A 13,838-nucleotide genomic window follows, 5' to 3' on the forward strand; every position below is an offset into this window, starting at 1 on the left:
GAGGAAAAATAGAAGAAGCGATCGCCCTATATGAACAATCCCTTGCTCTGAGTCAACAAATCGGTAATGTCCAAGCTCAGGCGCAGACGTTGCACAACTTGGGATTCCTCAAAGCCAATAGCGGAAAAATAGAACAAGCGATCGCCTTTTATGAACAATCCCTTGCTCTGAGTCAACAAATTGGTGATGTCCAACTCAAGGCAAGGACGTTGAACAACTTGGGAGAGATCAAAGTTTATAGAGGAGAAATAGAAGAAGCGATCGCCCTTTTTCAACAATCCCTTGCCATCACTGAAAAAATCGGTGATGTTCAAACTAAGGCGACGACGTTGAACAACTTGGGATTCCTCAAAGCCAATAGCGGAAAAATAGAACAAGCGATCGCCTTTTATGAACAATCCCTTGCTCTGAGTCAACAAATTGGTGATGTCCAACTCAAGGCAAGGACGTTGAACAACTTGGGAGAGATCAAAGTTTATAGAGGAGAAATAGAAGAAGCGATCGCCTTTTATCAAAAATCCCTTGCTATCACAGAACAAATCGGCGATGTCCAAACCAAGGCAATGACGTTGTGGTGGTTAGGACACATAGCAGAACAACAGGGCAATTACAATCAAGCACTAGATTATTTGCAGCCAGCCTTGGAGATATTGCAGCGTATCCAATCTCCTGACGCTGAGAAAGTTAGGCAAATGGTAGCGAGAGTACAAAATTTAATTCGTAATTCGTAATTCGTAGTTCGTAATTAAGAAAGTTGGAATTGAATTTGGCTTTGCAGGTTGGCAGCGATCGCCTATTTTAAAGAATTGCCATAAGCAATCTGTCTATTTTGGGTTAAGCTGACTCATTTACGAGCCTTTGATACTCATTAATGAGTCTTTGAACTCCTTTAATGAGCCTTTGATATTCATTAATGAGTCTTTGAACTCCATTAATGAGGTGTTTGATACTCATTCACGAGTCTTTGATACTCATTAATGAAGCTTTGAACTCCTTTAATGAGGTGCTTGATACTCATTAATGAGTCTTTGAACTCCATTAAAGAGGCTCTGAACTCCTTTAATGAGGTGTTTGATACTCATTAATGAGTCTTTGAACTCCGTTAAAGAGTCTTTGATACTCATTCGCCAGTTTTTTAGACTTGTGGCTTGGTTGTGGTGGGATGCGATCGCTATTATTCACCCCGAAGCCCATTCTAAACCAAAGAATCTGGATCTACACCAAGAGATTTTAGCCGTTCTGCCAGCATTTGAGCGCGTTGTTCTGCTTGTTGAACCCGTTCTTCTGGTGCTAATAAACGCTTACCTTGCTCGTTGTACCAATAAAGCCACTCGCGTGAAATGCCGAGATATGTCCCCCGTTCGCTACCAATTCCTAAACCAATTTCCGGTAGCCAAACGGGATTTCCTCGCTGCAATTGATACTTGCCATTTACCAAGCGATACACCTCTAAAACTGGTTTTCTCCGCCGTTGGGGATTATAAACGACATAATATAAAACTTCTAACTGGGCATAAAATTCTTTCTTGGTGCTATACTCTCCGCGCCGTTTATGAGAAACCACCTCTAATGTCATAATTGGCACGCGCTGTTCTTCCCAAAGGACATAACTTAAACGCAGATTCTCATCAAGAATCCGTTCAACTCCCAGACTCAAAAACCCATCTGGTACAATTGCAGCCCGATCGGGATCGTAATAAATCCCCATATCAACGCCAAAGAACCAGTCCATCCGGTCTGCCCAGACAAAAGCTAGTATGGCTTTGAGTAAACCGAGAATCAAATCTTGTAATTCATTATCTACAGGGGTATCGTCTGAGTCGGGCAAATCCTCCGCCGAGGGTAAGCAGTCTAGCGGATCGTACTGTAGCATAATCTAATTGCCATTCATCCAATACTGCGATCGTAGTGTTGCTTGCAGCTAATTCGTAATTCTTAAGCCGATAATAATGCAGGCGCTGGCTTTAACTTTGTCCCTACAGACTTTATTCAAAGCCGGTGATTATTAATCCTCAACAGGTAATTTCTGATCAATTAACACTAGAGCTTAAAATGGCGTTTATTTGTCATCTATCAACAGTATTAATTTTAGTCAAGAGTTAAAGAACTCCAAGAAATAAACTAGCCAATTTTTGCCTGTAACATTATTATCTGATTCTTCTCCCCCTGCTTCCCCAGCTTTAACAGCGATGGAATATTTATTTGGAAGTACCTTGATATTTAGACGCAAGACTATTTTGAATTTTTAATACCGAATCAATAAATTACTTATAGATAGAGGTCTTAATCTAGGCAAATGTAAAGAACAAATTAAGAAATCTCAATAATCTACACAACAAATCTCAAAATTAACATTAATTCACAATTAACCGAGAGCGAGCTTTTGCTGTATCGGATGAGAACAGCGCGACTAATTTGATTTCTTTCTAATTAGATCGAGGTCGAATTAAATAATAACCAATTATGAAAAGAGAACAGTTTCAGACCCTGCTGCAATTTTTCAAAGTTTTGGCTGACGAAAGCCGATTGAAGATTGTGGGTATCCTGGCGAATCAGGAGTGCAGCGTCGAAGAATTGGCGGCACTCATGCAACTTAAGGAACCGACAGTATCCCACCATCTGGCAAAACTTAAGGAGCTTAATTTAGTGACTATGCGCCCTGAAGGCAATAGCCGTTTGTATCAGTTGGATAGTGAAGCTTTACAAAGTATCAGCAAGGAAATTTTTACACCTGAGAAAATAGCATCTTTGATCGAAGATGTAGATACTGAAGCTTGGGAAAGTAAAGTCTTAAATAACTATTTAGAAGGCGATATTAACAGCTTAGAGAAAGTCCAACGCCTCAAAGAAATTCCCGCTAGCCGCAAAAAGCGTCTAGTAATTCTTAAGTGGTTGGCAAGCAAGTTCGATACAGGAGTTCAATACCCCGAACGCACCGTGAATGAAATACTCAAGTGCTACCATCCTGACTGCGCTACCTTGCGGCGAGAATTGATTGGCTATCAGCTAATGGAGCGAGAAAATGGAGTTTATTGGCGGATGACAGAGTAGGGGTTGGCGATTATTTTCCTAAATAAGCTTCGAGAACTTTCTGATTGGTTTGAATTTGTGCTGGGGGGCCATCAGCTAAATTCTGCCCTTCTGCTAGTACCCAAACGCGATCGCACAAGGACATAATCACATCCATATTGTGTTCGATAATCAAAAATGTCATGCCTTCCTGGCGGTTCCAGGCGACAATGCGATCGCATATATCATCAATCAGCCTCGGATTTACCCCGGCTGCTGGTTCATCCAACAAAATTAACTTGGGATTAGTCATCAGCGCCCGTCCCATTTCCAGTAGCTTGCGTTGTCCGCCTGATAAACTACCAGCATAGTCATATGCCTTTTTAGCTAATCCTACCGATTCTAAGAGCACCATCGCTCGCTCTTGTAGTTGCTTTTCTTCTTTAGCAACAATGTGCGGTTGCAGTTGCACCTGCCAAAAATTTTCACCCGTTTGTTTTTGGGCTGCCAGTAGCATATTATCTAACACCGACAACCGCGAGAGAGTCCGGGCAACTTGAAAAGTACGTACTAGTCCCTGCTGGGCGATTTGGTATGATTGCAAATGCTGAATCGGTTCGCCATCAAAAATTACTCGTCCTTTGTCTGGACGAATGAAGTTTGAAAGTAAATTAAACAAAGTGGTTTTACCAGCACCATTAGGGCCAATCAAGCCAGTAATGCTGCCTTTATTAACTTCAATGTTCGCCTCGTAAACTGCTTTGATCCCACCAAAGCTTTTACAAAGCCCCGTAGCTACCAATAAAGGAACTGAGTTATTTACCAAGGGTGAGTTCCTCCTTTTTACCTAAGATACCTTGAGGTCGCCAAATCATCAGCACCATCAAAATTAAACCAATGACCATGATGCGAAATGCACCTAAACGCGCTTCATCTAAAGGAACGAATCTAGGTAAAACTTCCCTAGTGATGGCATCGTAAGCAACGAAAATCACCGCACCTAAGATTGTGCCGATATTATTACCAGAACCACCGAGAATTACCATAATCCAAGCATCGAAAGTCGCTTGTGGCTCAAAAGTTTTGTCAGGATAAATAGCGCTGAGTTGCCATGCATAGAAAGCACCAGCGATACCTGCAATCGCACCTCCCAAGATGAGCGATTGCACCTTATACCAAAAGACATTTTTTCCCATAGCCCTAGGGACTTCTTCATCTTCGCGGATTGCTTTCAGGACTCGACCCCAAGGCGATCGCACCAAAACTTCTAAACGCCAAAATACAAATGCTAATATCAAAACTGTCAACAGCATCAAACCCGTTTTGGGATTGTAGTTATACAGGCTGATTACTCCTGAAATATAAATCGCTGTTGTTAACAGGGCAAGTATAATTCCCACGCCCAAACGCGTTGCTAATTCTTGCTTACTGACTGTGACTGTTTTTTGAGATGAATCGACAGCTTGGGATTTTTGGGCATAGCGAATCCACCGCCACAACCAAAACAAAGTCACACCAGCCAGCAGCGTTAGCAGTCCAATCATCAAAAATTGGAAAAACAAATTAGGCGCTGTAGATAGCGGTATTGGATAAGTTTGTACGCCGAATGCACCAGATACCCAAGTGTCACCCACTGGTAAATTCTCGTTATTTAAAACCAAACGAATCACTTCCCCTGTACCAATAGTCACAATTGCTAGATAATCTTCGCGTAAGCGCAGAGTTGCAAAACCAATTATCAAACCTAGTAAGGCTGCTACTATTGCCCCAATTGCTACTGCCACAAACAGGGGAACGCCCTTTAAACTTAACAATACCGTTGTATAAGCACCTAGGGTCATAAAAGCGATATGACCGAAGTTAATTAATCCCGTAAAGCCCCACTGTAAATTGAGTCCCAAGCTGAATAGGGCTAAAACTGCTGTAGAAATCGTCAAAAAAATCAGATAGTCAACCATTTTTTAGTCAGTTGTCAGTTGTTGTAGAGACGCGATTAATCGCGTCTGTTGTTGTAGAGACAAGGGTTAATCGCGTCTCTACAATTGTCAGGAGAAAAAGGGTAAAGGGTAAAGGTTAAAACGAAAGGGGGAGAACTTTATTTAATTCCTTTTCCCGCGAAGCCTTGCCTCTGCCCCTGTGCTCTTCTACTCACCCTGTAGTGTAGCTTGAGGATAATATTATGCCGTTAACTATGACAAATTTTTGGGAACAATACCTTTGTGTTTTGGGTAACATTTTATTGATATATGAATTTACTACGAATTAGAATCCATCACTTAATCGAGCAGTTAGCCGATGAAGAACTCGAAAGCGGTTGGAATGCTCTCCGGGCTTTGCATTGCGACTTTTACATGTTAAAAGCGATACAACAAGTCAAACAATCGCAGCAACCGTGGGACATCCTAACCCACGAAGAAGCAACACGTATGTTAATGTTTGTCTGAATTGGGGATTGGGGACTGGGTACTGGGGATTCGGGACTGGGTACTGGGGACTGGGTACTGGACAAGAATTTCTATAATTTCTAATCCCTAGTCCCTAATCCCCGATCCCTAATCCCCAATCCCTAATCCCCGATCCCCAATCCCTAATCCCCAGTAAAGGTGACGCATAGTGAGTCTGGAAATGCGCTACGCTAGGTCTTTTTTGGTAGACCTGAAGAGTTTAGAACCCGCTGCCTATCAGCGAGTGTATGATTTTGTGTTTTTGGAGTTTACGGAAAATGGGCCTCTGCATTGTCTTCCAGAACTGCGGCAGCTTGACAATGAAGGTATTTTTCATCGTTTTAGTATAGATAATTATTTAATTGGTATAGAAATTAGGGGTGAAATTGTAAAATTTTTACGGGTCATCCCTATGCCAGATGTTTAAAGTGAAGAGTTAGACCAACACTTAAAACTGTATAAGGCTAGGCAGGGATGGCTCTAACCTTACATTAAACTTGTTTTGGAAAAACACTTTACTTGAGATTTCCCTTATGGATGCAAAGGCACTTTGGCAACGATACCAAAATTGGTTATATTTCCACGAGGGATTAGGACTTTACTTAGATGTAAGTCGAATGCGTTTTGATGACGCTTTCGTGGAGTCGTTGCAGCCGAAGTTTGACAAAGCGTTTGCGGATATGGCTCAATTGGAGAAGGGTGCGATCGCTAATCCGGACGAAAACCGCATGGTCGGACATTATTGGCTGCGAAATCCCGATTTAGCACCAACTCCGGAACTTACACAAGAAATTGTCCAAACCCTAGAACAAATCGAAGCCTTTGCTGAAAAAGTCCAAACAGGTGCGATTCACCCTCCCAGAGCAAACCGCTTTACTGATGTTATCTCCATTGGTATTGGTGGTTCTGCCCTCGGCCCTGAATTTGTCGCTGAAGCCCTCGCCCCCGATTTTCCGCCGCTAAAAATTCACTTTATCGACAACAGCGATCCCGCAGGTATTGACCGTACTCTCAATCATCTGCGAAATAACCTTGCTAGCACTTTGGTTTTAGTCATCTCTAAATCTGGCGGCACACCAGAACCCCGCAATGGCATGATTGAAGTCAAAAAAGCCTACGCTGGACATAATTTGGACTTTGCTCAATATGCTGTAGCGATTACTAGCCCGGATAGCAATTTAGATAAGGTTGCCAAATCTGAAAGCTGGTTGGCAAGGTTCCCCATGTATGACTGGGTAGGAGGACGCACCTCAGAAATGTCTGCTGTGGGTTTAGTACCAGCAGCTTTGCAAGGCATTGACATTCGTGCCATGCTAGACGGTGCAAAAGAAATGGATGATGCTACCCGCGTCCCAGATGTCAAAAATAATCCAGCCGCCTTGTTGGCTTTATCTTGGTATTTTTCTGGTAATGGGCGGGGTGAAAAAGATATGGTTGTCCTGCCATACAAGGACAGCTTGCTGTTGTTCAGCCGCTATCTACAACAGCTAGTGATGGAATCTTTGGGTAAGGAAAAAGACTTAGACGGCAACATTGTCCATCAAGGTATTGCTGTTTATGGCAATAAAGGCTCAACAGATCAACACGCTTACGTTCAGCAGTTGCGTGAAGGTGTGCCGAATTTCTTTGCTACCTTGATTGAAGTTTTAGAAGATCGTAAAGGGCCATCCCCAGAAATAGATCCTGGAGTCACAGCAGGTGATTATCTTTCCGGTTTTCTTCAAGGAACTCGACAAGCGCTTTATGAAAATCAGCGCGATTCAATTACAGTCACTATTCCTCAAGTTAACGCCCGAACTGTAGGGGCGCTAATTGCTTTGTATGAACGTGCTGTTGGTTTATATGGCATCTTGGTCAATATCAACGCTTACCATCAACCAGGAGTAGAGGCTGGTAAAAAAGCCGCTGCTGCTATTCTCGACCTACAATCACGAGTATTAGCAGTGCTACAAAAAGAGACAACTGCTCTTTCCGTCGAACAAATCGCAGAAAAAGCAGGTGCTGCTGACCAGGTTGAGGCAATTTACAAAATTCTACGCCATTTACATACCAATCAGCGAGGTATAGTTTTACAAGGTAATCTCGGACAACCCAGCAGCTTGAAAGTTTCTGCTAGCTAACACGTTACAATTTGCTGAACTATTGTTGCCTATAACAATTTTTTACTGTGAAGCATCCTAGATTGAACATTCAGCTTCAATTCTCAGGATGCTTTACTTTGTAATATTATTTCAGCAAGAGTGTCTTAATTACGAATTAGTATTACACCCGACTTAGAAGGCGTTGATTAAAGTAACTCTTGGGTAAGAAACAGCGATCGGGTAAAAACGGATTGGGTATATATTGACTTAAGAAAGTACTTGGCTGATGCCGATGACAGAATGGGGCGACAATTCCCCAGTCTTCTGCCAGCCAAATCCAGTAACTTATTTCAATTCTGCCGTAGTTCGAGACTGTAAGAATCTCTCCAACACTGTTGTTAATCGATACTAGTTCAGGAGATGACTTAATTTCAGTTAAAAGCCAAGCTAATTCTTCTACCGAAAAGTAATAGCCGTTTTTGGCAGCTACTTTGATAAACTCCTGCGGGTTTTTAGCTGTTAGCAATTGTTCTTTGAGAGATGGCATTTTTTGTGCCAAATCAAAAAGATCCCAAATTTGTTTTCTTGTAGTTACAAACCAAGCAAGTTCCTCAGCAGTTAAACTGTAACAATTTTCTCTCGCTAATTTTATAAACCGCTCAAGACTATCTGTTTCGCTTAGTTGACTTTTTAATAGAAAACTTTGCTCTATTAATGACAAAAAATCGACTATTTTTTGCCATGTCAACTTCCCAAAATTTTCGTTAATTTTTATCTTTTCTTTCCAGAAAAGATATTGTTCTTCTCTAAGGAAAAAATTCCAAAGCTGATAATACATAATTAATCTCTCTTATAGCCTCCAATTTAGTAGAAGATAACTATTAATAAATATCAGTGTAGTCAGCATAAAGAGAGTCTTCGACAGTATTTTATACCCAAAATTACGCTATTTAAAATACATGGTGTTTAAGTACAGAAAGTTTGTATGATTTATATCAAATAAACTAATTATACTGAGAATAATCGAGGATAGCGATCGCTCATTGCCGCACTTCGTTACCTATCTTAAAATAATACAGAGTAAGTCTTCACGCATAGATTAAGACTGCTTGAGTGGGAAGCGAAGTATATAGCTACAGAGAAGATAAAAGTAATAAAACAAACGTATTTTATTAACTTGGTTAATTACAGAACCATCGATAATTAAGCGATCGCACTTTAGCTTATGTTTAAATAACTACAAACTCATAAAGCAGCTTGAGTAAACAGAAGAGATAGTTTAATAGTTAAAATTATGCATTTAGATTTGTAATCATAGAGCGTAAAATGAAGTTAAGGCAACAGAATAAATTAAAAGAAATACTATGTCTCAATCAATGCCAAAATAAGCTGCGCGTCGAGGGAGAATCTTTTCAGAACGGACTTCACCACTTGCAAAAGCTATTTTGGCAGAAGAGGAAAAGTTGGGCTAATTGATAAATCGCATAGAAAATAAAAGCGATCGCTTTTCCAATCGTTTGCTTAATATTTCTACACACATATACATAAGGATGTATTTTTATCTATAAAGTTAACTAAAATTTACTTTTAATTCCATTACATCTATAGTAGTGACAGCTAGAAAACATGCTAATACACGCAACTTAATCTAATTAGTGAAGAGAGCTTAATCGAGTGATTAATAATATATTTCCTTAGGATGAATGCAATCTCTCTCAAAGGCAGGAAGGAATATGTAATTAATTGCTTCATAGTTAATCAATAACCGTACCCGTGCTGTTGTACAAGTAGATAGCAAACAGTAAATGTTTTTAACTCCAAAAGAACTAGCAGCAAACTAATACTTTTACAGCAGCACAGCCTTTAGCAAACGCAGGGTGATGAGGAAATACAATGAACATGACATCATACCTTAAGAATAAGATAGCTACGCGTTTAGTGGCAGTGCTGCTTTCAGCATTGCTCACAGTGCCATTGCTGACTAGCTGCGGAGGAGGTTCCCGTACTGCCGCGCCGCCACCAGTTGATGATACTGCTGGTAGAACAGTAAGCGATCGCGCCCCCGGCAACCAACCCCAAGCTAAGAAGGGATTAGGTACGGGGCAGAAAGTGGCAATTTTGGCAGGTGCAGCAGCACTTTACTACTTGTATAACCAGCACAAGAACGCTCAAACTGAAGGAGCGCAAGGTAAATATTACCTTTCTAAGAATGGACGTGTGTACTACCGCGATGCCGAACATCGCGCTCACTGGGTAACTCCACCGCCAGAAGGCATCCAAGTTCCAGAATCTGATGCCCAAAAATACCGAGAATTCCAAGGCTATAACGGGCGTACTAGTGGTCGTGACCTCAGCGGTATAGCGCCAACTTCAGCTCCAGCACTCTAGAACAGTAAAGCGTGTGTGTCAATGCAAACTGGCTTTCTGGAGAATACCGCCGATCGCGCAAGTGGAACGCACGAACTCAAATTAGGAGATAAATCATGGTAGATGACTTTTTGCGAAAGGCGAAAGACTTTTTCACAGGGTCGAACGACAATCAAGCTGACCAAGATATCCAATACCGCGATCGCGATGTACGTCCAGCCAGCGAAGATCCCTACGGCGACCCCGCAGAGCAAGATTTGTACAGCAACGCGATTCCAGCTAGTCAAGACCCATACGGCGACCCCGCTGACTACTACGGTAACGCGATTCCAGCCAGTCAAGATCCATATGGCGACCCCGCAGACCAAGAGCAGCAAGGGCACTACGGTAACGTTAGACCAGCCAGCGAAGATCCCTACGGCGATCCCGCAGACGAAGAATATCGTTCCTAAGCCAAATTAATCTTGATGGGCTAAGAATAGGCAGTAAGATTTCAATCTCCTGCCTATTATTTTTACTACCATTAAAGATGACATAATAAGTTTTTATATTTCATCCTTAAGATATTGCTGCTCAAATTTCCTGCGATCGCTGAATATTTTGATGCACAGATTCAGCTGAAGAATGCAAAGCTTTTATTTCTTCATCTGTGAGATTTAATTCTAATACACTCTCAATTCCACCACATCCCAAGCGGCAGGGAACCCCAATTACAACATCTATTAAACCGTATTCACCTTCGAGATAAGTCGCTACAGGTAACAAGCGCGACTGATTCCACAAAATCGATTCCACCATCACACTTGTAGCAGATGCAGGAGCAAAAAAAGCACCACCCGTCTGCATCAATTCCACAATTTCCGCACCACCGTTACGAGTTCTTTCTACTAAACGTTCAATTGTAGTAGCATCCAACAATTCTGTAACGGGAATGCCATTGACAGTGGCATAACGAGACAAAGGAACCATTAAATCTCCGTGACTACCCAGTACCATCGCTTTGACATCAGCAGGTAAAACTCCTAATTCCATAGCGATAAAGGTTTCAAAGCGGGCTGAGTCTAACACGCCAGCCATACCCATAATCCGCTCGCGCGGTAAATTTGTGGCTTGCCAAGCTAGATAAGTCATCACATCTAAAGGATTGGTGACGACAATAAAAATAGCATTGGGAGAATGGGCGATCGCATTCTTAGCTGCTTCCACCACAATCTTGGCATTGGTTTTCAGCAAGTCATCTCGACTCATCCCTGGTTTGCGAGGAAGCCCTGCGGTAATCACCACAATTTGGGAACCAGATGTATCAAAATAATTGTTTGTGCCAATAATTTGGCGATTATGTAGTTCTATTCCCCTAGCTTCTGTTAAATCCAGTGCTAGACCTTGGGGCATTCCCTCAACAATATCTAGCAATACTACATCTGCCAAATTTTTCTCTGCAATACGCTGGGCTAGAGTGCTACCGACTCTACCAGCACCAACGATAGTGACACGAGGTAAACTACATACTGTTGGGGAATTGAAAGAAGAAGACATAATTGGGGTGCGGCTACTAGTTGAAGATTAAACTTCCCTGGAGAAGTAAGTAGTGTCACCCTACTATTTTCACTTTTCAAAAATTCGTCAACAACATTCTTTAGTCTGAAAACTTTATTGTAATTGATAACTGATGAACGCTAGTTACTAGCCTGCAAGAAAGCGTTCCGCGTACAACGGAAGGAACCCCCGCACAGTACTTCTCTTTGCCAGCACTGATTCCTGTTGAGCTGATATCTTGCACCAAGCGTCTAGAAGTCGCGGCAACACACGCAAAACTGGCCTACGCGGGTTAAAAACCTTGATTTTCTTTTAGTCCGCGCAGGCGGTAAGGGAGTCGCAGTCTTGGCGGTTCCCGTCGATTGCGTTAGCGCAGCGTTAGCGAGTCTTCGAGCGTCACTCCCGAACCCGAAGGGACTTCGTTTATATAGCTGCGATTTCTAATCGCTTGGACTATCTGCTTCAAGCGCGATAATTTCTTGGAGTTCCCTAAATAATGTCTGTTATTTGAATTGTTCGAGTTGCTCCAAACGTAACCATACGTTTGGTGTTGGCACTTTTCCAAACTTTACAAAAGCGTAATCACCTTTTATATCGACAATTTCGCCCTTACTGTCAAATAAGTAAGAAGGAAAGCGGGGATCGCTTGCTTGTGCTTCTACACTTTTTTCTAGCTTTTCGCGGACAGCGCGAACCGTATCTCCTTTTTTGAATGCCATGAATTCCCCTCTCAAGTTTATAGATTATTTTATCTGCATTTTAGAGGAGTTCTAAGTAAAACTTCTAACTCACTACTCCCCCAAGCCTTTGACACTGGGGACAAAAGTGACTAGATCGCCCAGCTAATCTAGTCCGCTGTATCAAATTACTGCAAACTCGACAAGGTTCTCCAGCGCGGTTGTAAACCCAAGCAACACCGCCATAGTTACCGTTGATCCCGTTAACATTAAGGAAATTGCTAAAAGTTGTGCCTCCAGCTGCAATACTGGCTTGTAATACTTGAATGATGGCTGTTCGCAAACGTTCAATTTGCTTTAGCTGCAAATCTGTACATAAAGTTTCTGGCAAAACTCCACTTTTAAATAAAGCTTCATCAGCATAGATGTTACCTAATCCCGCTACTACAGATTGATCTAGTAGGGCAGTCTTAATCGGACGGCGGCGATTTTGCAACTTCGCAGCCAGATATTCAACAGTGAATTCTGGTGAGAATGGGTCTATTGCAAGTTTTGCTAAACCAGTAATAATACTTTCTACTGGTACACCTGGAGAAACCCACCACATTTGTCCAAAGGTGCGTTGATCGACAAAGCGCAATTCTTGCCGATCCCCAAAAAATAATCTTACCCGCGTGTGTTTATGTAATGGTTCATCTCGATGCACCCACAATAGCTGACCTGTCATTCGCAGATGGACTCCTAGCCAGCTGGTAAAAGAGGCAGGAGGAGATTTCGAGAGTTCAGCTAAAAGATACTTACCGCGACGATGCCAAGTAGCGATCGCATACCCTTCAATCTTGCCAATAAACTCACCAATAGAAAACGGGTAGGCGATGGTACGATTTAGCAACACATCTCCACCCGTAATTTCTTGGTTGAGGGTCAATTGGTTTAGACCCTGTCGGACTGTTTCAACTTCAGGCAGTTCAGGCATTTAAGCTGATTAGGCGAGCAATTTTGATGTTCTTGGGGATCGAGACAGACGAGATGGGAAAGTATGTACATACCTTCCGATAGCATACTTTTCTACTTACAATAAACCGTAAATACCCGCAGGTAAGGTTTTTATAAGTAGAGTAGGCTAGGGTGAAGCATGAAAGAACTGAAAGTTTCATACTTCATATTTTCATACTTAAAGCTTCCCTTCATCATCTCATCAAATAATCACCTTGTGCCTTTGCTGATTATTTTTTTGCCTTGGCCTTTGGTGCTTCCACCTCGAATAATTCGTCCTCGGCAAAGTTATTGGTATTAATACCAGCATAATTTACCTTCTCAAACCGGACAATTACTGGGTATTTGATGCCGCTCTGATCCACAGAAGCTACGGTTCCTACATCCTGAAACCAGTAGGATTCGGGGCGGAGAATACGTACTTTAGAACCACGTTGAACCATGAGTTTCTTCCCTTTTAATTATCAATCGCCAATATATAGGGCTAATTGATTTCACTCTACTACTTGAAGGTCGCAGCTAGAGCCTTTGTTAAGTTATTTTTCAGTTGTCAACTATCGTAGAGACAGTTGTCAGTTGTAGTAGACGCGATTAACCCTTGTCTGTACAAGAGTCAGTTGTCAGTGGTCATTAGTCAGAAGGCAGAAGGCAGAAGGCAGAAGGCAGGAGTAATCATTATGTCTCCTTTGTCTCCCTCATCTCCCCCTACCTCCCCTGCTCCCCCATCT

Annotated in this window: 15 protein-coding genes; 7 read left to right on the forward strand and 8 right to left on the reverse strand. The window is 42.1% G+C overall.

Going from position 1 to position 13,838, the window contains the following annotated elements:
- Positions 1 to 731: tetratricopeptide repeat protein (locus I8752_RS06690; protein ID WP_214431525.1), on the forward strand; the 731-nt coding region annotated here is incomplete at its 5' end.
- Positions 732 to 1,195: 464 nt separating this feature from the next.
- Here the strand turns inward: I8752_RS06690 and I8752_RS06695 are convergent.
- Positions 1,196 to 1,873, reverse strand: a complete 678-nt coding sequence (locus tag I8752_RS06695; protein ID WP_214431526.1) for a Uma2 family endonuclease — start codon at positions 1,871 to 1,873, stop codon at positions 1,196 to 1,198.
- Between the two features lie 590 nt (positions 1,874 to 2,463).
- Here I8752_RS06695 and I8752_RS06700 point away from each other — a divergent pair.
- The gene (locus tag I8752_RS06700; protein ID WP_214431527.1) at positions 2,464 to 3,051 is read left to right on the forward strand and encodes a DUF2087 domain-containing protein; all 588 of its coding nucleotides are present in this window, start codon (positions 2,464 to 2,466) and stop codon (positions 3,049 to 3,051) included.
- A 10-nt stretch (positions 3,052 to 3,061) separates the two neighbouring features.
- Here I8752_RS06700 and I8752_RS06705 read toward each other — a convergent pair whose 3' ends face one another.
- The gene (locus I8752_RS06705) at positions 3,062 to 3,835 is read right to left on the reverse strand and encodes an ABC transporter ATP-binding protein (RefSeq protein WP_214431528.1); all 774 of its coding nucleotides are present in this window, start codon (positions 3,833 to 3,835) and stop codon (positions 3,062 to 3,064) included.
- On the reverse strand, positions 3,825 to 4,967 hold the full coding sequence (locus tag I8752_RS06710) for a branched-chain amino acid ABC transporter permease (protein WP_214431529.1): 1,143 nt from the start codon (positions 4,965 to 4,967) through the stop codon (positions 3,825 to 3,827). The genes I8752_RS06705 and I8752_RS06710 overlap by 11 nt, the downstream gene beginning before the upstream one ends.
- Before the next feature lie 288 nt (positions 4,968 to 5,255).
- On the opposite strand from I8752_RS06710, the gene I8752_RS06715 reads away from it, so the two are divergent.
- From I8752_RS06715 to I8752_RS06725, 3 genes are all read left to right on the forward strand, one after another.
- A complete protein-coding gene (locus I8752_RS06715) occupies positions 5,256 to 5,453 on the forward strand; it encodes a hypothetical protein (protein WP_214431530.1) in 198 nt (65 codons plus the stop codon).
- A 169-nt stretch (positions 5,454 to 5,622) separates the two neighbouring features.
- Positions 5,623 to 5,880: a cytotoxic translational repressor of toxin-antitoxin stability system gene (locus I8752_RS06720; RefSeq protein WP_214431531.1), complete on the forward strand. Its 258-nt coding sequence runs from the start codon at positions 5,623 to 5,625 to the stop codon at positions 5,878 to 5,880.
- A gap of 106 nt (positions 5,881 to 5,986) precedes the next feature.
- A complete protein-coding gene (locus tag I8752_RS06725) occupies positions 5,987 to 7,573 on the forward strand; it encodes a glucose-6-phosphate isomerase (RefSeq protein WP_214431532.1) in 1,587 nt (528 codons plus the stop codon).
- A 142-nt stretch (positions 7,574 to 7,715) separates the two neighbouring features.
- On the opposite strand, the gene I8752_RS06730 is transcribed toward I8752_RS06725, so the two are convergent.
- Positions 7,716 to 8,372 (reverse strand): Nif11-like leader peptide family natural product precursor, encoded by a 657-nt coding sequence (locus tag I8752_RS06730; RefSeq protein WP_214431533.1) that lies wholly within the window; start codon positions 8,370 to 8,372, stop codon positions 7,716 to 7,718.
- A gap of 1,055 nt (positions 8,373 to 9,427) precedes the next feature.
- Between I8752_RS06730 and I8752_RS06735 the strand changes: the two genes are divergently transcribed.
- Both I8752_RS06735 and I8752_RS06740 read left to right on the forward strand, forming a co-directional pair.
- Positions 9,428 to 9,922 (forward strand): hypothetical protein, encoded by a 495-nt coding sequence (locus I8752_RS06735; protein WP_214431534.1) that lies wholly within the window; start codon positions 9,428 to 9,430, stop codon positions 9,920 to 9,922.
- Positions 9,923 to 10,017: 95 nt separating this feature from the next.
- Complete coding sequence (locus I8752_RS06740) at positions 10,018 to 10,353, forward strand: translation initiation factor (protein ID WP_214431535.1); 336 nt, start codon at positions 10,018 to 10,020, stop codon at positions 10,351 to 10,353.
- A 121-nt stretch (positions 10,354 to 10,474) separates the two neighbouring features.
- Here I8752_RS06740 and mdh read toward each other — a convergent pair whose 3' ends face one another.
- The 4 genes from mdh to I8752_RS06760 form a co-directional block, all read right to left on the reverse strand.
- Positions 10,475 to 11,437 carry a malate dehydrogenase gene (mdh, locus tag I8752_RS06745; protein ID WP_214431536.1) on the reverse strand — a complete coding sequence of 321 codons (963 nt, stop codon included), beginning with the start codon at positions 11,435 to 11,437 and terminating at the stop codon, positions 10,475 to 10,477.
- Positions 11,438 to 11,940: 503 nt separating this feature from the next.
- Complete coding sequence (gene ndhO / locus I8752_RS06750; protein ID WP_214431537.1) at positions 11,941 to 12,156, reverse strand: NAD(P)H-quinone oxidoreductase subunit O; 216 nt, start codon at positions 12,154 to 12,156, stop codon at positions 11,941 to 11,943.
- 64 nt (positions 12,157 to 12,220) lie between these two features.
- Entirely contained in the window at positions 12,221 to 13,090 is an 870-nt protein-coding gene (locus tag I8752_RS06755) for a DNA-formamidopyrimidine glycosylase (protein ID WP_214431538.1), read from the reverse strand.
- Positions 13,091 to 13,340: 250 nt separating this feature from the next.
- Positions 13,341 to 13,553 (reverse strand): photosystem I reaction center subunit IV, encoded by a 213-nt coding sequence (locus I8752_RS06760; RefSeq protein WP_214431539.1) that lies wholly within the window; start codon positions 13,551 to 13,553, stop codon positions 13,341 to 13,343.
- Between the last annotated feature and the right edge of the window lie 285 nt (positions 13,554 to 13,838).

This window comes from Dendronalium phyllosphericum CENA369, assembly GCF_016056275.1.
Taxonomy (GTDB): domain Bacteria; phylum Cyanobacteriota; class Cyanobacteriia; order Cyanobacteriales; family Nostocaceae; genus Dendronalium; species Dendronalium phyllosphericum.